Origin of the sequence: Borborobacter xinjiangensis (assembly GCF_047739745.1) — a bacterium.
Lineage (GTDB): Bacteria > Pseudomonadota > Alphaproteobacteria > Rhizobiales > Rhizobiaceae > Pseudaminobacter.
On the sequence record NZ_JBLLVA010000002.1, the window covers coordinates 306,100 to 329,359 of the forward strand.

Annotated in this window: 22 protein-coding genes; 17 read left to right on the forward strand and 5 right to left on the reverse strand. The window is 61.0% G+C overall.

Translation table 11 applies throughout. The features are described from left to right. The first annotated feature begins 35 nt into the window (after positions 1 to 35). The 5 genes from ACLKMW_RS03820 (at position 36) to hflX (ending at position 6,950) form a co-directional block, all read left to right on the forward strand. Complete coding sequence (locus tag ACLKMW_RS03820; protein ID WP_415723045.1) at positions 36 to 2,315, forward strand: sensor histidine kinase NtrY-like; 2,280 nt, start codon at positions 36 to 38, stop codon at positions 2,313 to 2,315. Next, a complete protein-coding gene (gene ntrX, locus ACLKMW_RS03825; protein WP_415723046.1) occupies positions 2,305 to 3,666 on the forward strand; it encodes a nitrogen assimilation response regulator NtrX in 1,362 nt (453 codons plus the stop codon). The genes ACLKMW_RS03820 and ntrX overlap by 11 nt, the downstream gene beginning before the upstream one ends. Positions 3,667 to 3,701: 35 nt before the next feature. Next, positions 3,702 to 5,078: a Trk system potassium transporter TrkA gene (gene trkA, locus ACLKMW_RS03830; protein WP_415723047.1), complete on the forward strand. Its 1,377-nt coding sequence runs from the start codon at positions 3,702 to 3,704 to the stop codon at positions 5,076 to 5,078. 231 nt (positions 5,079 to 5,309) lie between these two features. Beyond that, positions 5,310 to 5,564, forward strand: a complete 255-nt coding sequence (gene hfq / locus ACLKMW_RS03835; protein ID WP_415723048.1) for an RNA chaperone Hfq — start codon at positions 5,310 to 5,312, stop codon at positions 5,562 to 5,564. A gap of 84 nt (positions 5,565 to 5,648) precedes the next feature. Then, positions 5,649 to 6,950 (forward strand): GTPase HflX, encoded by a 1,302-nt coding sequence (gene hflX / locus ACLKMW_RS03840; protein WP_415723189.1) that lies wholly within the window; start codon positions 5,649 to 5,651, stop codon positions 6,948 to 6,950. Between the two features lie 6 nt (positions 6,951 to 6,956). On the opposite strand, the gene mazG is transcribed toward hflX, so the two are convergent. Beyond that, positions 6,957 to 7,781 carry a nucleoside triphosphate pyrophosphohydrolase gene (gene mazG / locus ACLKMW_RS03845; protein ID WP_415723049.1) on the reverse strand — a complete coding sequence of 275 codons (825 nt, stop codon included), beginning with the start codon at positions 7,779 to 7,781 and terminating at the stop codon, positions 6,957 to 6,959. 83 nt (positions 7,782 to 7,864) lie between these two features. Beyond that, positions 7,865 to 8,914: a LacI family transcriptional regulator gene (locus tag ACLKMW_RS03850; protein ID WP_415723050.1), complete on the reverse strand. Its 1,050-nt coding sequence runs from the start codon at positions 8,912 to 8,914 to the stop codon at positions 7,865 to 7,867. Positions 8,915 to 9,129: 215 nt separating this feature from the next. Here ACLKMW_RS03850 and ACLKMW_RS03855 point away from each other — a divergent pair, with 215 nt between their 5' ends. The 6 genes from ACLKMW_RS03855 to ACLKMW_RS03880 all read left to right on the forward strand — a co-directional run bounded on the left by ACLKMW_RS03855 (position 9,130) and on the right by ACLKMW_RS03880 (position 15,102). After that, on the forward strand, positions 9,130 to 10,383 hold the full coding sequence (locus ACLKMW_RS03855; protein ID WP_415723051.1) for an ABC transporter substrate-binding protein: 1,254 nt from the start codon (positions 9,130 to 9,132) through the stop codon (positions 10,381 to 10,383). Between the two features lie 122 nt (positions 10,384 to 10,505). After that, the gene (locus ACLKMW_RS03860; protein WP_415723052.1) at positions 10,506 to 11,384 is read left to right on the forward strand and encodes a carbohydrate ABC transporter permease; all 879 of its coding nucleotides are present in this window, start codon (positions 10,506 to 10,508) and stop codon (positions 11,382 to 11,384) included. Beyond that, positions 11,384 to 12,265, forward strand: coding sequence for a carbohydrate ABC transporter permease (locus ACLKMW_RS03865; RefSeq protein WP_415723053.1), 882 nt, complete (start codon positions 11,384 to 11,386; stop codon positions 12,263 to 12,265). The genes ACLKMW_RS03860 and ACLKMW_RS03865 overlap by 1 nt, the downstream gene beginning before the upstream one ends. A 2-nt stretch (positions 12,266 to 12,267) precedes the next feature. Beyond that, positions 12,268 to 13,383, forward strand: coding sequence for an ABC transporter ATP-binding protein (locus ACLKMW_RS03870; RefSeq protein WP_415723054.1), 1,116 nt, complete (start codon positions 12,268 to 12,270; stop codon positions 13,381 to 13,383). Between the two features lie 4 nt (positions 13,384 to 13,387). After that, a complete protein-coding gene (locus tag ACLKMW_RS03875) occupies positions 13,388 to 14,416 on the forward strand; it encodes a hypothetical protein (RefSeq protein ID WP_415723055.1) in 1,029 nt (342 codons plus the stop codon). Continuing rightward, on the forward strand, positions 14,413 to 15,102 hold the full coding sequence (locus tag ACLKMW_RS03880; RefSeq protein ID WP_415723056.1) for a D-lyxose/D-mannose family sugar isomerase: 690 nt from the start codon (positions 14,413 to 14,415) through the stop codon (positions 15,100 to 15,102). The genes ACLKMW_RS03875 and ACLKMW_RS03880 overlap by 4 nt, the downstream gene beginning before the upstream one ends. On the opposite strand, the gene ACLKMW_RS03885 is transcribed toward ACLKMW_RS03880, so the two are convergent. Next, positions 15,103 to 15,639: an outer membrane protein assembly factor BamE gene (locus ACLKMW_RS03885; RefSeq protein ID WP_415723057.1), complete on the reverse strand. Its 537-nt coding sequence runs from the start codon at positions 15,637 to 15,639 to the stop codon at positions 15,103 to 15,105. It abuts the gene before it with no gap. Between the two features lie 101 nt (positions 15,640 to 15,740). Between ACLKMW_RS03885 and ACLKMW_RS03890 the strand changes: the two genes are divergently transcribed. From ACLKMW_RS03890 to ACLKMW_RS03915, 6 genes are all read left to right on the forward strand, one after another. Further along, positions 15,741 to 16,283: a ubiquinol-cytochrome C chaperone family protein gene (locus tag ACLKMW_RS03890; protein ID WP_415723058.1), complete on the forward strand. Its 543-nt coding sequence runs from the start codon at positions 15,741 to 15,743 to the stop codon at positions 16,281 to 16,283. Between the two features lie 17 nt (positions 16,284 to 16,300). Continuing rightward, positions 16,301 to 16,858 (forward strand): YceD family protein, encoded by a 558-nt coding sequence (locus ACLKMW_RS03895; protein ID WP_415723059.1) that lies wholly within the window; start codon positions 16,301 to 16,303, stop codon positions 16,856 to 16,858. 111 nt (positions 16,859 to 16,969) lie between these two features. After that, complete coding sequence (gene plsX, locus ACLKMW_RS03900; RefSeq protein WP_415723060.1) at positions 16,970 to 18,037, forward strand: phosphate acyltransferase PlsX; 1,068 nt, start codon at positions 16,970 to 16,972, stop codon at positions 18,035 to 18,037. A gap of 8 nt (positions 18,038 to 18,045) precedes the next feature. Beyond that, positions 18,046 to 19,017 carry a beta-ketoacyl-ACP synthase III gene (locus ACLKMW_RS03905; protein ID WP_415723061.1) on the forward strand — a complete coding sequence of 324 codons (972 nt, stop codon included), beginning with the start codon at positions 18,046 to 18,048 and terminating at the stop codon, positions 19,015 to 19,017. 139 nt (positions 19,018 to 19,156) lie between these two features. After that, the gene (locus tag ACLKMW_RS03910; RefSeq protein ID WP_415723062.1) at positions 19,157 to 19,480 is read left to right on the forward strand and encodes an integration host factor subunit alpha; all 324 of its coding nucleotides are present in this window, start codon (positions 19,157 to 19,159) and stop codon (positions 19,478 to 19,480) included. A 341-nt stretch (positions 19,481 to 19,821) separates the two neighbouring features. Next, complete coding sequence (locus ACLKMW_RS03915) at positions 19,822 to 20,361, forward strand: MerR family transcriptional regulator (protein ID WP_415723063.1); 540 nt, start codon at positions 19,822 to 19,824, stop codon at positions 20,359 to 20,361. Between the two features lie 372 nt (positions 20,362 to 20,733). Here ACLKMW_RS03915 and ACLKMW_RS03920 read toward each other — a convergent pair whose 3' ends face one another. After that, a complete protein-coding gene (locus ACLKMW_RS03920) occupies positions 20,734 to 21,417 on the reverse strand; it encodes a DsbA family oxidoreductase (protein ID WP_415723064.1) in 684 nt (227 codons plus the stop codon). Between the two features lie 21 nt (positions 21,418 to 21,438). Beyond that, on the reverse strand, positions 21,439 to 23,256 hold the full coding sequence (locus ACLKMW_RS03925) for an extracellular solute-binding protein (protein ID WP_415723065.1): 1,818 nt from the start codon (positions 23,254 to 23,256) through the stop codon (positions 21,439 to 21,441). Positions 23,257 to 23,260 lie beyond the last annotated feature (4 nt).

The following is a 23,260-nucleotide window of genomic DNA, read 5'->3' on the forward strand; positions in this document are numbered from 1 at the left end:
AGATTCAACGCATCATATGGACTCGCAGCGGCGGCATGGCGACTCAAGCATCGACAACCAGAAGTCCGATCTTTCCTGATCGGCGCAGGAATGACGGGCGGCGGCTTCTGGCGTTGCCTGGCGTAATTGCCGTTGTCGGCGCTTTGCTCACAGCCGCCGTCTCGTTCGCCATCCTCGTCGGAGCCACGCCGCTTACCCCGAACCAGACGACCACCCTGGTGCTGATCGGGCTCAATGCGGCATTCATCCTGTTTCTTATTGCGCTGATTGGCCGCGAGGTTCATCGCATCATCAGCGCGCGACGCGTCGGCAAAGCGGCATCGCGACTTCATGTGCGCATCGTCACCATGTTTGCGCTGGTGGCCGCCATTCCTGCGATCATGGTCGCGGTCATCGCGTCGATCACGCTCGATATCGGGTTGGATCGATGGTTCGAGATCAGAACCAAGACGATCGTCAACTCGTCGCTGTCCATAGCGGACGCCTATGTTCAGGAAAATGCCCGCAATCTGCAGGGCACAACCCTCTCCATGGCTTACGATTTGGACAACGCCCGCACTCTTTACGGGCTCGATCGCACCGGTTTCAGGAATTTCCTCAGCCAACAGGCGGTCGGTCGGGCGCTTGCCCACGCGGCCTTGATCAGAGCTGATGGCTCCTTTGTGATGACGGCGCAAACGCCTGCCGACTTTGCCATGCCGGAACCGCCGACGGGCGCGGTCGAGGCGGCCGCCGATGGCAAGCCGGTGTTGATCGAACCGCGAACGCGCAACATCGTCGGTGCGATCATCAAGCTGCGCGAGATTGAAGGGCTTTATCTCTACACGATCCGTCTCGTCGATCCTGAAGTGATCAAGGCGCGCGAGATCGTGCGCGCCAACACGGACGAATATCGCGGGCTGGAGGCCAACCGGCGGGCATCGCAAGTGGCCATCGCACTGCCTTACCTGTCGCTGACGCTGATCGTCGTGCTGTCGGCCATCTGGACCGGCATCGCCGTGGCGGACCGCCTGGTGCGGCCGATTCGCCAATTGATCGGCGCAGCCGACGAAGTCGCTACCGGCAATCTCGACGTGTCCGTGCCGGTCCGCACATCCGATGGCGATGTCGCTTCGCTGGGCGACACCTTCAACAAGATGTTGCTGCAACTGAAATCACAGCGAAATGAAATCCTCAGGGCGAAGGACCTTGCGGATGAACGGCGGCGTTTCTCCGAGGCGGTTCTGGAGGGCGTGACAGCGGGCGTCATCGGGGTTGACCCTTATGGCGTCGTCACCATCGTCAATCGCTCGGCCGAGACGATGCTCGCCATTTCGGCAGAGGCTTCGGTCGGGCAGAATCTGTCTGTCGTGCTGCCGCATATCGGCCGTGCATTCGAGATTTGCCGCAGTTCCGAGCGGACGGCGCACCGCGAGCAGGTGACGTTCTTCCGGGCAGGCACCGAGCGTACCTTCAACGTGCAGGTTACGATCGAGGGCGGCGGCCAGACGGACGACGAAAAATCCTATGTCGTTACGGTCGATGACATCACCGACCTGATGCAGGCGCAGCGCATGTCCGCATGGGCGGATGTCGCCCGGCGTATCGCCCACGAAATCAAGAACCCGTTGACGCCGATCCAGCTCTCGGCTGAACGCATCAAGCGGCGCTACGGCAAGGTGATCACCGAGGATCGCGAGGTCTTCGACCAGTGCACGAACACGATCATCCGGCAGGTCGGGGATATCGGGCGAATGGTCGATGAATTCTCTTCATTCGCGCGCATGCCGAAGCCGGAGATGAAGGCCGTCGATCTTCGCGAACCGTTGCGGGAAGCCTCCTTTCTGGTTGAAGTCAGCCATCCGGAGATCAAGTTCGAGCGCATCATCAGCAGTGAACCGCTGAAAGGCACGGTCGACAGCCGGCTCATGTCGCAAGCCTTCGGCAACGTCATCAAGAATGCGGCGGAGGCAATCGAGGGCGCCGATCGGCAGAGCCCGCCGGCGGGCGTCATTCGCATAAGGGCGGAGCGTGAGGATGGCGCGATCCGCATAGACATAATGGACAATGGCAGGGGCTTGCCGCGCGACAACCGCCAGCGGCTCCTCGAACCCTACATGACCACGCGCGAGAAAGGCACCGGGCTCGGCCTCGCGATTGTCAAAAAGATCGTGGAAGACCACGGCGGGCGCCTGGAACTCCATGATGCGCCGCCGGGCTTCCACGAGGGGCGCGGTGCCATGATTACGTTTGTTCTGCCTGCCGCCGACGATCCGGCGCAGCCGGGCAGGGCGACTGACGAAAGTGAAACTGAAAAGGTCGATAATGGCGTCTGACATTCTCATCGTCGATGACGAAGAAGATATCCGCGAGCTTGTCGCCGGAATTCTGAGCGACGAGGGCCACGAAACCCGGACGGCGCATGATGCGGACAGCGCGCTGGCATCGATTGCGGACCGCGTACCGCGCCTGGTGTTTTTGGACATCTGGCTTCAAGGCTCGCGGCTCGATGGGCTGGCCGTGCTCGACGAGATCAAGGTCATGCACCCGAACTTGCCGGTCGTCATGATTTCAGGCCACGGCAACATCGAGACCGCGGTGTCGGCGATCCGGCGGGGTGCCTATGATTTCATCGAAAAGCCGTTCAAGGCCGATCGCCTGATCCTCATTGCCGAACGCGCGCTTGAGACATCCAAGCTCAGGCGCGAGGTTTCCGACCTGAAGATGCGTTCCGGCGAGACGTTCGACCTGATCGGCATGTCGTCGGCCATGAGCCAGCTGCGCCAGACAATCGAGCGCGTGGCACCGACAAACAGCCGCATCATGATCATCGGCCCGTCAGGCTCCGGCAAGGAACAGGTTGCCCGCGCCATCCATGCGCATTCGGCGCGAAAGGCTGGGCCGTTCGTCTCGCTAAACGCAGCGACGATCACGCCGGAGCGGATGGAAATCGAGCTTTTCGGCACCGAGTCCAACGGGGGCGAGCGCAAGGTCGGGGCGTTGGAAGAAGCCCATCGGGGCATCCTTTATCTGGACGAAGTTGCGGACATGCCGCGCGACACGCAGTCGAAGATCCTGCGCGTTCTGGTCGAGCAGCAGTTCGAGCGCGTCGGCGGCACCAAGCGCGTGAAAGTCGATGTTCGCATCATCTCGTCCACGGCGCAGAATCTGGAGGCGATGATCGCCGAAGGGCGCTTCCGCGAGGACCTCTATCACAGGCTTGCCGTGGTGCCGGTGATTGTGCCGGGCCTCGCTGAGCGGCGCGAGGACATTCCTTATCTGGTCGACGGGTTTATGAAGCAGGTGGCGCGCCAGGCCGGCATCAAGCCGCGGCGCATCGGCGACGATGCGATGGCTGTGCTTCAGGCTCACAATTGGCCGGGCAACGTGCGCCAGTTGCGCAACAACATCGAACGGCTGATGATCCTGGCGCGCGGCGAGGATGTGGACGCGCCGATAACCGCCGATCTTTTGCCGGCCGAGATCGGCGACGTCATGCCGCGCGCACCGAACCAGTCGGACCAGCACATCATGGCGTTGCCGCTGCGCGAAGCCCGCGAAATGTTCGAAAAGGAATATCTGATCGCGCAGATCAATCGCTTCGGTGGGAATATCTCGCGCACCGCCGAGTTCATCGGTATGGAGCGCTCGGCCCTTCACCGGAAACTCAAGTCGCTCGGAGTCTGAGTTTGTTTCATTCAACTTTGCGGGCATGCATTTAAATGCGCGTCATCATTTGCGGCGCCGGGCAAGTCGGCTACGGCATTGCCGAGCGCCTATCCGTCGAGAAAAACGACGTCTCAGTCATCGACACCTCGCCCGAACTCATCCACTCGGTCCGCGATGCTCTGGACGTGCGAGGTTTTGTCGGCCACGGCTCCCATCCGGACGTTCTTGAGGCTGCAGGCGCTGAAAACGCCGACATGATCATTGCGGCGACGCTCCACGACGAGGTCAATATCGTCGCTTGCGAGGTCGCGCATGCGCTGTTCAATGTGCCGATGAAGATTGCCCGCATTCGTGCGCAATCCTATCTGCAACCACACTATCAGGACCTTTTTTCCCGCGAACATCTGCCGATCGACGTCATCATCTCGCCGGAGATGGAGGTCGGGGAGATGGTGCTGCGACGAATCGCGTTGCCTGGGGCGACGGATGTCGTGCGCTTTGCCAATGACAAGATCGCCATGGTGGCGATCGAATGTCTCGAAGAGTGCCCGGTCGTCCACACGGGGCTATCGCAACTGAGCGAGCTCTTTCCTGACCTGCCTTCGACGGTGGTGGGCATCGTGCGTGATGGCAAGCTCTTCATTCCGCGTTCCGCCGACCAGCTTGCACCCGGTGATCTAGCCTATGTCGTCACCACCAAGGAGCAGGTTCGCCGTACGCTCGGGCTCTTCGGTCATGACGAACCTGAAGCGACCCGTATAGTCGTCGCCGGCGGCGGCAACATCGGCCTTTATGTCGCCAAGACCATCGAACAGCGGCAAAATCGCATCAAGATGAAGATCGTCGAGGCGTCGCGGGAGCGAGCGGTGGCCATTGCGGACCAGTTGCGTCGGACGGTCGTGTTGAACGGCAGCGCGCTGGACCAGAAACGTCTGCAGGAGGCAGATATCCAGGACGCCGACCTGATGGTAGCGCTGACAAACAATGACCAGGTCAACATTCTGTCCAGCGTCATGGCTAAACGGCTGGGCTGCAAAGCCAATTTGGTGCTTATCAACAATCCCGCCTATCAGGATCTGACCAAGTCCCTCGGCCTCGATGCCTATGTGAATCCCGGCGCGGTGACGATTTCGCGCGTGCTTCAGCACGTTCGGCGCGGACGCATCCGCGCCGTTCACACCATCGAGCGGGGAGCGGCCGAAATCATCGAAGCCGAGGCACTCGAGACTTCGCCTCTGGTCGGCGTCGAGCTTCGTGAACTGGACCTGCCCGAAGGGATGCGCATCGGCGCCATCTACCGGGACGGGAAAGTGATCATGCCAAGCGGTGGGCTGAAGGTGCGTCCGAAGGATCGCGTCGTCATCTTCGCATTGGCCGACGCGGTGAAGCATGTCGAACAGATGTTTCGCGTCAGTCTGGAGTTCTTTTGATCGAAATGGCGCCTTCGCGGCATACGAGCCCTGCGGTGTGCGCTTTCGTACTTTGGTTGTAAGTTTTTTGGCGTTGCGAAACAAGCGCCGGCCTGATACCGCTTTGGTTGGACCAGCTTCAATACATCTCCTTCGCTTGCCGTGGCTTGTGGCAAGTGGTTTGCGGGCTTGACTTGGGCCGGCAATTTTGGCGCATTGGCCGCAAATCGAGGTCGACGAAAGATAAGAAAAATGGCGGAACGAACGCAAAACCTCCAAGATCTGTTTCTGAATTCAGTTCGAAAGAACAAAAACCCTCTTACAATCTTCCTTATCAATGGCGTGAAACTCACCGGCGTCGTGACGTCGTTCGACAACTTTTGCGTGCTGCTGCGGCGCGATGGACATTCGCAGCTCGTCTACAAGCACGCGATTTCCACCATCATGCCGAGCCAGCCGGTTCAGATGTTCGATGGTGAGGAAACCACCACCAACCAGGGCGCCTGATTGGCCGAGCAAAACCGCTCCAGCGACAAACCGGGCGAGGCGAGCGCCGAGCGCCCGGTCGATGCCGTCCAAACCAGCGCGGTCGTGATCGTGCCGGTCTTGGCGCGTTCACCGCAAAATGACGGTGAACCGAATCGAGCACGCATGATTCGCTCACCTCAGGCGCGGCTTGACGAAGCCGTGGGCCTGACCCGCGCAATCGACCTCGATCCGGTCGATACATCGATCGTAACAGTCAACGATCCGCGCCCGGCAACGCTGCTTGGCACTGGCAAAGTCGAGGAATTGGCCGAGATCGTGCGCGACTCCAAAGCTGAACTGGTGATCGTCGATCATCCGTTGACGCCGGTTCAGCAGCGCAACCTGGAGAAGGCGACCAACGCCAAGGTGCTGGACCGCACCGGGCTGATTCTGGAGATTTTTGGCCGGCGCGCCCGCACCAAGGAAGGCACGCTGCAGGTCGATCTCGCCCACCTCAATTATCAGAAGGGCCGGCTGGTTCGAAGCTGGACCCACCTGGAGCGCCAGCGTGGCGGCGCGGGCTTTCTCGGTGGTCCGGGCGAAACCCAGATCGAATCCGACCGCCGAGCGCTGCAGGAGAAGATCACCAGGCTCAAGCGTGAACTGGAGACGGTACGACGTACACGCGATCTGCATCGCGCAAAGCGCAAGAAGGTGCCGTTTCCGGTGGTCGCCATCGTGGGCTACACCAATGCGGGAAAGTCGACGCTGTTCAACCGCCTGACCGGGGCAGGAGTGCTGGCCGAGGACATGCTGTTTGCCACGCTCGATCCGACGCTCCGGCGTGTGCGCCTGCCGCATGGAACCTCGGTGATCCTGTCCGATACGGTGGGTTTCATCTCGGACCTGCCCACGCATCTCATTGCCGCATTCCGCGCCACGCTTGAAGAGCTGGTAGAGGCCGACCTGATCGTTCACGTGCGCGATATTTCCGATCCCGATACGGCCGCTCAGGCTGAAGATGTGGAACGCATTCTGGCCGATCTCGGCGTCGATACCGCCGACACGAAGCGCATCATCGAGGTCTGGAACAAAATCGACCGGCTGGACGACGGCAACCGCGAACACCTGGTTGAAAAAAGTGTCGCTCGTGAGAACGGCGCGCCGGTAGCGATCTCCGCACTTACGGGCGACGGCATCGGCACGCTCGTGGCCAAGATCGAGGAGCGTGTTGCAGGCGAACTGAAACCGATAACGGTGACGCTGGCGCCCAACCAGCTTGGCCTGACCGATTGGCTCTATCGCAATGGCGACGTCACCGCACGTGTCGATAATGACGACGGCAGTGTTTCCATCTCGATGAGGGCCACGGCTGCGGCACGCGAAGAGATCGAAAGCAGATTGCGGAGCAACAACAAGGGGTAGGGCAGCCTACTTCGCGCTCTTTGCCTGCTGCCAGAGTGCTTCCATCTCCTCGAGGCTGGCTTCGTCCAGGCTTCTCCCCGAAGCCGTGAGCGCGCTTTCGACGTGGTGGAAACGGGCTCGGAACTTTTCGTTGGTGCCGGAAAGTGCTGCTTCCGCATCGATCTTCAGGTGCCTGCCGAAATTCACCAGAGCGAAAAGCACGTCGCCGAACTCGTCCTTGATCGAGGCCTCGTCGGACTTGGCCATAGCCTCGCGAAGCTCGGCGATCTCTTCCTCGATCTTGTCGAGGATGGGCCCGGCCGCGCCCCAATCGAAGCCGACCCGCGCCGCCTTTTCCTGCAATTTCAGCGCCCGGGTAAGCGCCGGGAACGCGACAGGGACACCATCGAGGAAGCCGCTGCCATGGTCTTCCGCCGTCAGCCCTCGCGCCAGCCGCGCATTGCGCTTTTCGGCCTTTTCTTCGGACTTGATCGCCTCCCACATGCCCTTTGCCATGCCGGCGCCGCGCGCTTCGTCATCACCGAACACATGGGGATGGCGGCGGATCATCTTGGTCGTGATCGCCTCGACCACGTCGCCGAATGAAAACTCGCCTTCTTCCTCGGCCATGCGGGCATGATAGACGACCTGAAGCAGGAGGTCGCCCAGTTCCTGGCGCAGGTCGTCGAGGTCGTCGCGGCCGATCGCATCGGCAACCTCATAGGCTTCCTCGATCGTGTACGGAGCGATGGTTTTGAAATTCTGCTCGATGTCCCATGGACAGCCGGTTTCCGGCGCGCGAAGCGCTGCCATGATCTCAATGAGCCGCGAAATATCCCTGGATGGCCGCATGGCGCGATGCTAACCCGCTGCCGTTCCGCGGACATCCGCTATTGGCAGCATGTGACGATTTTCCACAAGAAGCATCGGCATAACTAAGCCCTGTCGATGAAGTTGAGTTCCGGCTGTTGAAGTACTTGCAGTCCGGCCGGTGCGCGACCCCCGATCGCGGCAAGCAGAAGCTGCCCCATCTGGTGTCCGGCATCGGCTATGTCCTCGTAGATCGTGTCGACCTGCGGGCGCACCAGGCTAAACAGGCCGGACGTCTGCTTGGCGACGATGCCGACGTCGAAGCCGGGTGTCAGGCCTCGGTCGCTGAGCGCCGCCATTACCGCAAGCGCCGAGACTTCGCCGCTGCAGACGAAGCCGTCCGGAGGATTGGGCTCGCCCATTCGCTGATATATATGCGCCTTGATGTCGGCGGCAGGACTGTCAAGGTCGATATCTTCCGCGATCTCGAAAGCGATGCCGTTCTCACGCACCGCGCTCATGAAGCCATACTGGATGTGCTGGAAGAAGGTGAAGCGGCGTGGCGGCAGGATGATGCCCAGACGCTGCCGCCCGCCGGCGATCAGGCGCGTCGTTGCTTCGTAGGCGAAGCGGAAATTGTCGAAATCGACGTAAGCGTGCGGTGAGCCGAGTTCGGTGCGGCCATGGCAGACGAACGGAAAATCATGCTCGATCAGCAGTTTCACCCGTTCGTCGAACGGCTCGGTGCGAGAGAAGACGATACCATCCGCCATCCGGTTGCGCATGATGTAGCGCACCGGGTCGATGCTCGGCACATTGGCGAAATGCGGCGTGATGACAAGGTGATACGGCGTGTTCCTCAGAGCGGCCGTCAATCCGTTCACCAGGGAAGTGCCGAAGCCGAGAATTTCGTCATGCGGATCGAGGATCAGGGTAATCACATTGGTGCGACCGGTGCGCAAGCGCTGGGCGGCGCGGTCGGGCAGGTAGCCGATCTCCTGCGCCACGCGCTGGACCTTCTGGCGTGTCTCCAGTGCGATCTGCGGCGCGCCGCCAAGTGCCCGTGAAACCGTCGTCACAGCCAGGCCGGTGAGGTCGGCGATGGTGCGCAATGTAGGCTTGCTCGCGTTTTCACTGGCCGGCTCGCGCTTGCTGTTTCGTTCCATGCCGTCCATCGGCCTATGATCCCTTTCGCGCCGGCGTCTAATTCCGCCCCGATTTGCATCGTTATAAATTGGGAAGGCAGGACTGAAAAGCGGCTTTCATTCCGCGTAATAAACCGGATTTGATGAACGTGGAGACTGGAGGAGGGCCTTGACACGCATCCGATTTATATCGTTATAAATTTGAAGCTGGCGCCATCGGTGGCCATGCAATTTGGGAGGATTTCATGTCTTTTGGTACGATTACGAAGCTTGCCGCAGGCGTGGCACTCGTCGCGCTTACCTTGGGGACAGCCAGGGCTGCCGACAATGTCGAGGTCTTGCACTGGTGGACCTCCGGTGGCGAAGCAGCCGCCCTTGACGTGCTGAAGAAGGATCTTGAATCGAAGGGTGTGACCTGGTCCGACATGCCGGTCGCAGGCGGCGGCGGCGAACAGGCGATGACGGCGCTGCGGGCGCGCGTCACCGCCGGCAATCCGCCCACGGCCGTGCAGGCGCTGGGCTTCGACATCACCGACTGGGCCAAGCAGGGCGTCGTCGGCGATCTGGGTGAAGTCGCCGATGCCGAGGGCTGGGACAAGGTGATCCCGACCGCCTTGCAGAATTTCGCGAAACATGACGGCAAGTGGATCGCCGCACCCGTGAACGTCCACTCCACCAACTGGGTCTGGATTTCGAAGAAGGCGCTCGATGCGGCGGGAGGCAAGGAGCCTCAGAACTGGGACGAACTGATCGCGCTGCTCGACAAGTTCAAGGAAAACGGCATCACGCCCGTGGCCCATGGCGGGCAAGCCTGGCAGGATGCCACCATCTTCGATGCGGTGGTGCTGCATCTTGGCAACGACTTCTACAAGGCTTCGATGATCGACCTCGATCCCGAGGCGCTGAGTGGGGACAAGATGAAGGAAGCCTTCACCCGCATGGAGAAGCTGCGCAGCTATGTGGACGACAACTTCTCCGGTCGTGACTGGAACCTTGCGTCGGCCATGGTGATCGAGGGCAAGGCCGGCCTGCAATTCATGGGCGATTGGGCGAAGGGCGAATTCCTCAAGGCCGGCCAGAAGCCAGGCACCGACTTCGTCTGCATCCGCTTTCCGGGCACGCAAGGCTCGGTGACCTTCAACTCCGACCAGTTCATGATGTTCAAGGTCGGGGACGACAAGAAGAAGGCGCAATTGCTGATGGCTTCGGCCATCGAGGACCCGAAATTCCAGTCGGCTTTCAACGTGGTCAAGGGATCGGTTCCGGCCCGCACCGACGTGCCGGACACAGACTTCGATGATTGCGGCAAGAAGGGCATCGCGGACCTCGCCGAGGCCAATGAAAAAGGCACATTGTTCGGCTCGATGGCCCACGGCCATTCGGTGCCGGCGGCGATCAAGAACGCGATGTATGACGTCATCACGCGTCACTTCAACGGCGATCTTTCGACCGAAGACGCGCCGGGCGAGCTGGCGGCGGCGGTCGCGGCCGCGCAGTAAACCGGGTGCGGCGCGGCCCGGCGCCGCCCTCATTTCCGGCGCGGAGATATGGCGAAGCCCGTTCGCATATCTCCGCTTTCCGCACGAATTCTCGCGGTAAACGGCTTGCGGAGAGACGCACGATGCCGACGCGCAATCGATTGCAGACGATCGTGCCGAAGCTGGTGCTGGCGCCAAGCTTCGCCATGGTGCTGCTCTTCGTCTACGCGTTCATCCTCTATACGGGCTATCTGTCGCTGACGGATTCCAAGATGCTGCCGTCCTACGGCTTCGTTGGCCTCGAGAACTATTCGAAGCTGTGGAAGCTGCCGCATTGGTGGCGGGCGTTGTCGAATCTTGCGATCTTCGGGACGCTCTACATCGCGATCTGTTCGGTGCTCGGGCTGTTCCTGGCGATCCTGCTGGACCAGAAAATCCGCGCCGAAGGCTTCCTGCGGCCGATCTATCTCTATCCGATGGCGCTGTCCTTCATCGTCACAGGCACTGCCTGGAAGTGGTTCCTCGATCCCGGAATCGGGCTTGAGAACACCATGCATCTGTGGGGTTGGGAGAGTTTTTCCTTCACCTGGATCAAGGATCGCAACCTGGCGATTTACACTGTGGTGATGGCCGCCGTCTGGCAGTCGTCCGGCTTTGTCATGGCGATGTTTCTGGCCGGCCTGCGCGGCGTCGACAACGAGATCATCAAGGCTGCCCAGATCGACGGCGCATCGACGCTCACCATCTATCGCCGCATCATCATACCGCTGATGCGGCCGGTATTCCTGTCGGCTTTCGTGGTGCTGGCGCACCTCGCCATCAAATCGTATGACCTCGTCATCGCCTTGACCGGAGGCGGGCCGGGACAGGCAACCGAACTGCCGGCGACCTTCATGTATTCCTACACCTTCACCCGCAATTCGATGGGCATCGGCGCGTCGTCCGCCGTCATCATGCTGATCATGATCTTCTCGATCATCATCCCCTATCTCTATTCCGAGCTCAGGGGAGGGCCGCGCTGATGGGCCGTCCGTCACCGGAAAACGTGACGCAGGTGAACCGGCTTTCGCGCGGGCTGATCTATCTCGTGCTGATCCTGTTTGCGATCTACTACCTGCTGCCGCTCTATGTGATGATCGTCAATTCGGTGAAGCCGCTCGCCGAAATCCGCGAAGGCAATATGCTGGCCTTGCCCAAGGTCTTCACGCTCGAGCCGTGGCTCACGGCGTGGTCGACCGCTCGGGTAGGCGTCCAGGCAACCGGGCTCCGGCCCTATTTCATCAATTCAATCCTGATGGCCGTGCCGGCGGTGGCGATCTCGACACTGCTTGGCGCGCTGAACGGTTTCGTGCTGACCAAATGGCGCTTTCGCGGCGACAATCTCGTGTTCGGCCTGATGCTGCTTGCCTGCTTCATACCGTTCCAGATCGCACTCATTCCGGCGGCGCGTATCCTTGGCCTGCTTGGCATTGCGGGCACCACGCAGGGGCTGGTGCTGGTCCATGTCGCCTACGGGTTGGGCTTCACCACCCTGTTCTTCCGCAACTATTACGCAGCCTTTCCGACCGAACTGGTGAAGGCAGCGCAGATCGATGGCGCAAGCTTCTTCCAGATTTTCTGGCGCATCCTCATGCCGTCATCCGGGCCGATCATCGTCGTCACCGTGATCTGGCAGTTCACCAATATCTGGAATGACTTCCTGTTCGGTGTGTCGTTCGGCGACTTCAAATCGCAGCCGATGACGGTGGCGCTCAACAATCTGGTGTCTTCGTCGAGTGGCGTGAAGGAATACAATGTTCATTTCGCCGGCGCGATCCTGGCGGCGCTGCCCACCCTCGTCGTCTACATCGTTTCGGGCAGATACTTCGTTCGCGGGTTGATGGCCGGCGCCGTGAAAGGATAGGCATGTCGTTTCTCGAAATCCGCAATCTCGAAAAGACCTTCGGCAATGTGAGGGTGCTGAAGGGTATCGATCTTGACGTGGAGGAAGGCGGGTTTCTGGTGCTCGTCGGGCCTTCCGGTTGCGGAAAATCGACCCTGCTCAACTCCATTGCCGGGCTGGAGAAGATAACCAGCGGTTCCATCAGCATAGCCGGCAAGGCGATTGACCGCTTGCATCCCTCGCAGCGCGACATCGCGATGGTGTTCCAGTCCTACGCGCTCTATCCCAACATGACAGTTGCCGGGAACATCGCCTTCGGCATGGAAATACGGGGCGTGCCGAAGCCGGAGCGCGACAAGGCGATCGCCTCGGTGGCCGACATGCTGCAGATCGGCCACCTGCTCGACCGCAAGCCAAGCCAGCTTTCCGGCGGGCAGCGCCAACGTGTGGCGATCGGGCGGGCACTGGTGCGCGATCCGCAAGTGTTCCTGTTCGACGAGCCGCTTTCCAATCTCGACGCCAAGCTTCGCGTCGACATGCGTACCGAGATCAAGCGGCTGCACCAGCGCATGGGCACGACAATCGTCTATGTCACGCACGACCAGATCGAAGCGATGACGCTGGCGACCAAAATTGCCGTGTTGAAGGATGGCGAACTGCAGCAGTCGGGCACGCCGGCCGAAATCTACAACAACCCGGCCAATCTGTTCGTTGCCGATTTCATGGGCTCGCCGGCGATGAACCTTATTCCCGTCAGTGTCACGCACAACGGTGCGGGCGTTCTGGTCTCGACGGATCGGCACGAGATGGAGCCGCTGATCGTCAAAATTCCAAATGCGCCGGATAGGCTGTCATCGCATGGCGGACGCGAGGTGATTTTTGGTATCCGTCCGGAGGCGCTGACCGATCATGAGGGAGCCGACCGCAATGCCAGGCACATATTTGAAACCGAATGCCTGATCGAAGTGGTCGAGCCTGCCGGCTCGGACACCTTCGCGGTGACACGCCTTGGCAAGAAGCCGGTCACGGCGCGGCTGCGCGCCGATGCCAATGTCGTGGCAGGCAGCAAGGCCCGGCTTGCCTTCAACCTCGACAAGGCGGTGTTCTTCGACCCCGAAAGCGGCCGGCGGATCGTCTGAGACGATGAGCGTGCAAAGCCTCGATGCCCAATATGCTGTCGGCGACCTTTTGGTCGGGCAGCCATTGCATTGGACTCTCTGCTGGGATCGCGGCCAGGCTGATATCCTTCCAACTGGCGCGGCCCTCCACAACCTTGTGCTTGAGCTCGATGACGGCTCCACGATACGCCCACTTGCCGAGGCGCCGTGGGTCGGCGACCCTGCGGTGACGGCGGACAAAAAGGTTCCGGCGCATCTGCGCCAGCTCGGCGGCGAGTGGCCTTGCGTGCCGTTCGGCACGACCACCATCGATCCGCATCACCACGGCTATTGCACCGACAATGAATGGCGCGTCACGAGCCAAGGCGTCGGCATTATCAGCCTGGCGATCGACTATCCTGCCACGCATCCGATCGCGCGGCTGGAACGTCGCATTTCGGGTGTGCCGGGCAGGGCGGCGATCGAGATGGAACTTGCCGTAGAGGCGCGCCGTGCATGCAAATTGCCGCTCGGCCTGCATCCCATATTCCAACTCCCTGCCAAAGGCCGTCTGCAGCTCGATCCGGGAGCTTTTTCACGAGGCCTCACATTTCCGAAGGTGTTCGAAGTGGGTGTTTCGCGCCTCAAGCCTGGCGCCGAGTTTCGTTCCCTCGATGCAGTGCCGCTCGCGCGCGGAGGTGCGGCCGACTTTTCGGAACTGCCTGACGAACTTCGCGAAGAGATCGTTCAGTTGGAGGCGGTGGCCGGCAGCGTCGTGCTTTCTTATACCGACGAAGGACATTCGGTGCGGCTTGACTGGAATCCGGTTGATTTCCCATCGCTGATCCTTTGGCTTTCCGACTGCGGCCGCGAGGCGGCGCCGTGGTCGAAACGCTTTCGAGGCATCGGTGTCGAGCCGGTGGACGGATATTTCGATGATGCAAACCTTTCCAGCCATGCGCCGGCCGGATTGTCTTTCGGCCGGCGGTTTATGTCCGGGGAACGGTGGAGCACGCGCTACAGAATCTCGGCGTCCCGCTTCGGTGGCGGGCAGGACAAAGGAAAAGCAGCATGAAACGTTCCCGCATCAATGAGATCATTCGCGAGGGAGACGCCTTCATTCGCTCGTTCGGCTATGTCATGCCGCCCTTTGCCTACTGGTCGCCTGAGGAATTGAAGGCGCGCCGCCCCGCCGGGATCATCGCTTCGCGGCTTGGCTGGGATGTCACCGACTATGGGCAGGGCAAGTATGACGAACTCGGCCTGTTCCTGTTCACCGTTCGCAACGGCCGCGCCGAGGACCTGACGCGCGGGCGCGGCATGCTCTATGCCGAGAAAATCATGATCTCGCGCCGGAATCAGCTCTCGCCGATGCACCGGCACATCGTGAAGGCCGAGGACATTATCAATCGCGGCGGCGGCAGGCTTGTCCTTGAGCTGTTCATGCCGGCCGAAGACGGCGGTATCGATCGCCATCGTGAGGTGGAGGTGCCGACCGACGGCGTGGTGCGCAAGCTGCCGGCGGGCGGGCTGTTGAAACTCGATCCGGGCGAGAGCGTGACGCTGCTGCCCGGCGTCTGGCATGCATTCTGGGCGGAGGGCGGCGATGTGCTGATCGGCGAGGTTTCGACCGTCAACGACGATTTGACCGACAACATCTTTGCCGATCCGATCGGGCGGTTTTCGCAAGTAGACGAAGACGAGGCGCCGTTGCGCTTGCTCGTCTCCGACTATGACCGTTTGATCGACGCAAAGGCCTAGCTATTGCCTTGGCAGGCCGGGAAGGCTGGTCGGCCTGCCGCCGGCGCCGGCTATCAACTGGCCGATGAAAGTCTGGTCCTTGCCGCCGGTCGGCGTGGTGCGCGAGATGAAGTCGAACACCTTGCCGTCCTGCTTGCCGTAATTGGCGATCTGGGTCACCCGACCGTCTTCGCCGAAATAGACGGCGAGAACGCGCTGATCGACAAGACGAGGATTGGCGAATGCCACCGGCCGCTTGCGCGTTTGCGATATATAATAGAAGACCTCGTTGTCGAAGGTGGCCGTGGTCGACGGGGTGCCGAGTGCCAGGAGCACCTGTTCACGGCTGGACCCCACGGGCACGAGATCGATCTGCTCCTGGTCGATGACATAGCCTTGCGTCAGGGTTTCACCGGGCGTCAACCCGTCAAGCGTCTTCGATGCATTGCAGCCCGAGAGCGCCGTTGCCGCAAGCACCGAGGCCGCCCCGATAACCAAAGGCGAGAAAATGGTCTTGAAATTCAGCGGATACAACAACAACTCCTTCAAGTCAGCCATGGCGCTCCCACCTTGCACGGGGCCGCAAAACCGGTAAACCAGCTTGCGCGCCGATGCAACAACGCCACGCAGCCAAACGGTCCCGAAGGAGATCGCCTTTCATGTTCCAGCGTCTGTTCGGCCGCGACCGCAGTGGCAATCGCGCGATAACCGAGGCCCTCTATGCCGAAATAGTGGCAGCGGCGCGGCAGCCGGTGCTTTATTCCGAGTGGGAAGTGCCCGACACGCCGCTTGGACGCTTCGAAATGCTGTCCTTGCACATGTTTCTGTTCCAGCACCGCGTTCGCGGCGAAGCCGGCGCCTTGCGCGAGATCGCCCAGATCCTGACGGATGATTTCTTCGCCGAAGTCGAGCATTCGCTGCGTGATCTCGGCATCGGCGACATGGGCGTGCCCAAACGCATGAAGAAGCTGGCGCGCATGTTCTATGGCCGCACGGCAGCCTATGCCGATGCGCTCGAGCGCAGTGACAGACCCGCGCTTGCCGAGGCCCTTTCGCGCAACATCCGACCTGACAGCCCGACATGGCCGCAGGCCGAATCGCTGGCACTTTATGTCATGGAGGCGGACAATGCGCTGCGCCAGCAGCCGTCGGAAGCAATACGGCGCGGCGTGATGCAGTTTCCGCAGATAAGCACGGACTGACGGAAAAGGAGGCCGATATGTCACATCACGCCGAAACGAGCCCGGTTTCCTTTGTGGTGAATGTCGCCCGTCTGCCGGCCAAAGGCTTGCCGGTGCTCGTGGAGGCGGATGAAGCCCAGTGCGCCGCGCTTGCTGCGGAGCATGGATTGGAGGCGGTTGCTAACTATCGGGCGGAGCTGCTGGTCACCGCCTGGAGGCGGGACGGTGTGAAGGTGACCGGCAAGGTCGAGGCCGATATCGTGCAGGCTTGCGTGGTCACGCTAGAGCCGATCGAGGTTCGCATCAGCGAAGATGTTTCGGTTTTGCTCGTGCCCGAGAACTCAAAACTTGCCCGTGCGGACTTCGAGGGTGGCGGCGAGATTTTACTCGACGCGGAAGGGCCGGATGCGCCGGAGACGTTTGAGGGCGACACCGTCGATGTCGGCGCTCTGGCCGAAGAGTTTTTCGGTTTGGCGATCGACCCTTACCCCCGCAAGCCGGGGGTTTCGCTGGACACCACGACCGGCGAGCCGGCGGATCAAATGGTCGATGGGGACCTGCAAAAAAAGCTGCGCGAGCTGATGCGAAAATCCTGAAAACTGTGGCTGCGCGCGTGAAATCCGGTTGTGTGTCGGCCCAAAACCGTTATTTTCGCCAAGCCTTGATGAAGGTCGGGGTCCTTTCGAAAAACGTGAGATAAGTACCGAGTGATCAAAATCTCCATCGATGCCATGGGTGGCGATTTCGGGCCATCGGTGATCATTCCGGCACTTGTCGCGGTGGCGACCCGTCGCAGTGACGTTCGCTTTCTTATCTACGGCCACGAGGACGCGGTCCGTCCGGAACTCGCAAAACATCCCAAGCTCGCCGCCGTTTCGGAATTTTTTCATTGCGAGATAGCGGTGCGGATGGACGACAAGCCGAGCCAGGCGCTGCGCCACGGGCGCTGGAAGTCGTCCATGTGGAAGGCTATCGAGGCGGTGAAGGCCGGTGACGCCGATGCCTGTATTTCGGCGGGCAACACCGGCGCGCTGATGGCGATGTCGAAATTCTGCCTGCGCACCATGGCGACCATCGACCGGCCGGCAATTGCAGCGATCTGGCCGACGATGCGCGGGGAAAGCGTAGTGCTGGACGTCGGCGCCACCATCGGCGCGGACGCTCATCAATTGATCGACTTCGCAATCCTGGGTTCGGGCATGGCCCGCGCGCTTTTCGGCATCGAGCGGCCGACGGTCGGCCTCCTCAATGTCGGCGTCGAGGAAATCAAGGGCCAGGAGGAGGTCAAGGAAGCCGGCCAACTGCTGCGGGAAGCAGGCAGGATGGCGATGGACTACCAGGGCTTTGTGGAGGGTGACGACATCGGCAAGGGCGTGGTGGATGTGGTGGTGACCGAGGGATTTGCCGGCAACATCGCGCTCAAGACGGCCGAGGGCACGGTCCGCCAGATCGCCGGCTATCTGCGCGCCGCGATGAGCCGGACATTGATGGCCAGGATCGGCTACCTGTTTGCCAAGGCGGCTTTCGCCACGCTGCGCGAGAAGATGGACGTACGTCGCGCCAATGGCGGTGTTTTTCTCGGGCTGAACGGCATTGTGGTGAAAAGTCACGGCGGCGCCGATGCGGAGGGAGTCGCCGCCGCGATCGAATTGGGTTACGACATGGTCAGGAATCGGCTGCTGGACCGGATCGAGGCGGATCTCGATCTTTTCCATGCCCGACATCCGAAACCGATCGCACAGTCGGCCGAGATTGCGGGCGACGGCAAGGAATAGGACAATCAATGATCAGATCGATTGTGCGTGGCATCGGTTCCGCGCTGCCGCGCCGCATCATGAAGAATGCCGATTTCGAAGGCATGGTGGAAACGTCGGACGAGTGGATCGTCCAGCGAACCGGCATTCGCCAGCGCCATATCGCCGCCGATGACGAGACCACTGCATCGCTCGGAGAAGCCGCGGCGCGCGCCGCACTTGCCGATGCCGGCCTGACGCCCGACGACATCGACCTGATCGTGCTCGCCACTTCCACGCCCAACAACACGTTTCCGGCGACTGCCGTCGAGATACAGCAGCGCCTCGGCATGCGTCACGGCTTCGCCTTTGACATGCAGGCGGTGTGCAGCGGCTTCGTCTATGCGGTCACCACCGCCGACCTTTATATTCGCGGCGGGCTTGCCAAGCGCGTGCTGGTGATCGGCTCGGAAACCTTCTCGCGCATTCTCGACTGGAACGACCGTTCGACCTGCGTGCTGTTTGGCGACGGCGCCGGCGCACTGGTTATCGAGGCGGGCGAGGGCGACGGCACCACCGCCGATCGCGGCATACTGGCCTCGAGCCTGAGGTCGGACGGAACGCACAAGGAAAAACTCTTCGTCGATGGCGGGCCGTCGACCACCGGAAAGGTCGGCGTGCTTCGCATGGAGGGCCGCGAGGTCTTCAAACATGCCGTCGGCATGATCACCGACGTGATCGTGGCAACGTTCTCGCAAGCCGGCATCAGTGCGGATGATATCGACTGGTTCGTACCCCATCAGGCCAATAAGCGCATCATCGACGCTTCGGCAAAGAAGCTGGGAATTGCCGAGGAAAAGGTCGTGGTAACCGTCGATCTGCATGGCAACACGTCAGCCGCCTCCGTGCCACTGGCGTTGTCGGTCGCGGTGGCGGACGGTCGCATCAAGAAGGGCGATCTGGTACTGCTCGAAGCCATGGGAGGTGGTTTCACCTGGGGCGCCGTCATCCTGCGCTGGTGAATAGCCGTCCAGGCGGTGTTGCCCGAACCTTGGCCGATCGGAAAGCGCAAACGATTCAGGCCCTTGACCTTGCCTGACCAATTTTCTAACGTCGGACTACTCTTGTTGAATTCGATTTTCGGGGACAGTTGGCCGACGCATGGGAGGGAAGACACTTACACGCGCCGACCTCGCCGAGGCTGTTTACCGAAAGGTCGGCCTGTCCCGCACCGAATCCGCCGAACTCGTTGAATCCGTACTAAGCGAAATCTGCGACGCGATCGTTCGTGGCGAGACCGTGAAACTTTCCTCTTTCGCGACGTTCCACGTACGTGACAAGAACGAGCGCATCGGCCGCAATCCGAAGACTGGCGAGGAAGTGCCGATCCTGCCGCGCCGCGTGATGACGTTCAAGGCATCCAACGTCCTGAAAAGCCGCATCCTGCGCGCGCATCAGAGCGGCAAGGCGAAGACCGAAAAATAACGTTCTCCCGGTTCTTTGTTCCTTCGGCAAGATTGCCTGTTGCGATCGTTTGATAAGACCTTCACAATCCACGTTTCGGTCTTGAACTTCGACACGTAAACCGCTGAAATGAGAAACGAATCGGCGACCAGTTCAGGCGTGCTCAAGCCTTGGGCGCGGTGCATTTGGTTCCGCTCGGACGGCTGAGCAAGCGAATGAACCAGTTCCGGGCTGCCGGTCAGTCGTTTCCTTCTCCGAAGGAAAGGGGCGGACTGATGGTGTGAATTGCGGCAATGGCGGGGCGGGGAGCAGCATTGCGATTTGTTCGCGACGAATGAGCTGTCGAAACGGGAGTTATGTCCATGGACAAGAGCCCTGACGCGTTCCGAACCATCAGCGAGGTTGCCGAAGAACTCGATCTGCCCCAGCATGTCCTGCGTTTCTGGGAAACGCGTTTCACCCAGATCAAGCCGATGAAGCGAGGCGGCGGCAGGCGTTACTACCGGCCGCAGGATGTCGAACTCATCAAAGGCATCCGCTACATGCTCTATGATCAGGGCTACACGATAAAGGGCGTGCAGAAGCTGTTGCGCGAGAACGGCAACCAGTTTCTGGTAGCCATCGGCAATGGCGATCTGTCGGCGGTCGAGGCGATTGCACAACGCAAGCAGGCCGATGCGGCACCGATGACCTCAGCCGCGCAGCCACGCGTCGATGACGAAATGCTGGTCGGCGAACCAAAAGCCAAGCCCAACCGGCGCTTCTTCGGGCTCGGCCGCTCAGATGACGACGGGCCGGTCGCAGCCGACAACAGCAAGCTTTCGAGAGATAACCGGGCGCTGCTGCAGGAAGCGCTGTTCGATCTTCTGGAGTGCAAGCGGCTGCTCGATCAGGTGCGTTAGACTACGCTGACGTTCGGGCCAGCAGCCTGCAACGACGCTTTTCGGTTGGGTTCCTCGAACTCAGAGCTTCCGGCGGATGCGGGCCAGAATCTCGCCTTCTTAGAGCCTTTCAGGGTTTATCCGGAAGCGTTCTGCCGGCGGGGATTGGGAGCAAGCTCGAGGGCTTCGGCGCCGGTCGTACCGACGGTACGGCCCAGTCCGAAGACCGATGGATTTGGCCCGAATTCTCCCGGCCAGCAGGGTTTGCTGCTGGCGGGCGCCCGCGGCGTCGGTCGGACTTGGCCGATGGCTCACATCGGCCGGCACCGCCCTCCTGACGGATCGCCACGCCATCGGACAAACAGAACTGCTTCCGTATGGCCTTGAAAGGCTCTAGTCAGTTGTTTCCGATTCGCCGCGTGCCTTGGCTGCCGCGACCTGACGGATCGCGTCGGCCAGCGTGTCGCTTTCCTGCGCGCCCATGACGGCGTATTTGCCCTCCAGCAGGAAGCAGGGAACGCCACTTATGCCCATGCGCGATGCAGTCGCGGCTTCAGTCGCGACGGCATCGCGGTCAGTGTCTGTGGGCAACAGAGCTTCGACCACGGGCGCATCCATGCCTGCCTCACGCGCAGCCTCGATTAGCACGGCGTGGTCGCCGACATTCTTGCCTTGTTCGAAGTAGAGGCTGAACAGTCGTCTTGCCAGCTTGTTCTGGACTTCTTCTCCAGCGGTTGCAGCCCAGCGAACGACCCGATGTGCATCGAGTGTGTTCGGCGATACCTTGATCGCGCCGAAATCGAAGGAGATGCCCTCGGCGGCGCCGAGTGGTTCGATCCTGGAGTGAATTTCGCGCAGACGCTCCTCGCTGCCGAACTTTGACAACATGTACTGCTTGCGATCCATGCCACCCGCCGGGATGGTCGGATCAAGTTGAAACGGTCGCCAGCGAACCGCCACATCCACCTCGGGCACGGCGTCAATTGCCTTGTCCAACCGCTTCTGGCCGATGAAGCACCAAGGACAAACAACGTCCGAGACGACGTCGATGGTTATTGCTTGCCGTTCGTCGGTCATCGGAAGATCCTTCTGTGGTGGTCAGTCTGGCTTTCGCCACCAGGTGGGAAGTTGATATCCGAATATAGGTGTCTTTGCCGGATGTGCCAGATAACTCCAATAAGCGAGGTGTTGCTGGGTATTGTGCTGCGTGGGCACCATATAAGCGCGAGATATCAAGAGGCGGTCCAGCGCACGCACCGCCGCTACATAAGCCTCCTCGTCGCGAGCGTTCAGCATCGCCTCGATCATGGCGTCGATGGCCGGATCGGCGACGCCCGCGAGGTTGAAGGAGCCTTCGACATTTGCCGATTCAGAGCCCCAGCGGAATGTCAGCTCGATGCCGGGTGACAATGTTCCCTGGAAGCCGGTCGTGCCGATAAGCACGTCGAAATCGAAACGCTGCTTGCGCATCTGGATCTGGTCGGCCTCCAGCGTACGGATAACCACGGTGATGCCGATTTTTGCAAGGGTTCGCTGGTAGATCGCGGCAAGCCGCTCTTCGCTTTGCGAGGCGGTGAGAATTTCGAAGCCGAACGGCTGGCCTTCAGGGTCAACGAGCTTGCCGTCGCGCAGCGTATAGCCGGCGCTTTTCAGCAGGTCGAACGCGGTCTTGAGCACTTTGCGGTCACGACCCGATCCATCGGTTTCGGGCGGACGATAGGTGCCGTCCATCACCTCCGGCAGCACCGCTTCGGGGAAGGGCGCAAGCAGCGCGCGCTCGGCCTCGCTGGCCGGGCGGCCAAGTGCCGAAAGCTCCGAGTTCTGCCAGTAGCTTGCCGTTCGCTGGAACTGCCCGCCGAACATGTTCTTGTTGGCCCACTCGAAGTCATAGAGCATGGCAAGCGCGCGGCGCACCCGAGGATCGCCGAATTTCGCCAGGCGGGTATTGAACAGGAAGCCGCTGACGACCGGGGGCAGGCCGGTCTCGAACCTCTCAGCAATCACCTGGCCGTTCTTCATGGCAGGGAAATCGAAGCTGCGCTCGCGCTTCACCGGATCGGCTTCCGCGTAGGTGGCACAGAGCCCTTTCTTGAACGCTTCGAACTGCGCATTGGCATTGAGGAAATATTCGATGGTAATGCGGTCGAAATTGTCGAAGCCGCGCTTGGAGGGAATGTCCTTGGCCCAATAGTCAGGATTGCGCTGAAAGACGATGCGCTGGCCGGGAACCACCTGTGCCACCTTGTAGGGGCCGCTGCCGATCAGCGGTTTCAGCGTGGTCTGGTCGAAGGTCTCCTTGTCGAACGCATGTTTCGGGATGATCGGCGTCATGGCGATGATCAGCGGAAACTCGCGATCGGCATGCTCGTTGAAGGTGAAGCGGACGCTGCGCTCGCCAGTCTTTTCCAGCTTGGCAACCTTCTTCATGCGGTCGCTGTAGGGTGGGCGGCCCTTTTCAGCGTAGACCTCGTAGGTGAACAGCACATCATCCGCCGTCACCGGCTTCCCGTCGGACCACTTCGCCTTGGGGTCAAGCGTGAACTCGACGGATTTGCGGTCGGGCGTGATGTCGAGCGATTCGGCAAGCAGGCCGTAGAGCGAAAAGGCTTCGTCGGCACTGCGCTGCATCAGAGGCTCGAACACCAGATTGCCGTAGATGGTGTCGATCATGCCCCGCGCGGTCGTGCGCAGGCTTTTGATGATGAACGGGTTCAGATTGTCGAAGCTGCCAACCACGCAGTAGGTGACTTCGCCGCCCTTCGGCGCATCCGGATTCGCGTAGGGAAAATGCGTGAATCCCTGCTTCAGCGCCGGTTCGCCCTGCATGGCAATTGCATGGGAGGGCTCGGCGAAGGCCGCCAGGCCGCTCGCCGGCAGCATGGCCGCGGTAAAGAGCGAAAGAAACAGGCGACGCATGACT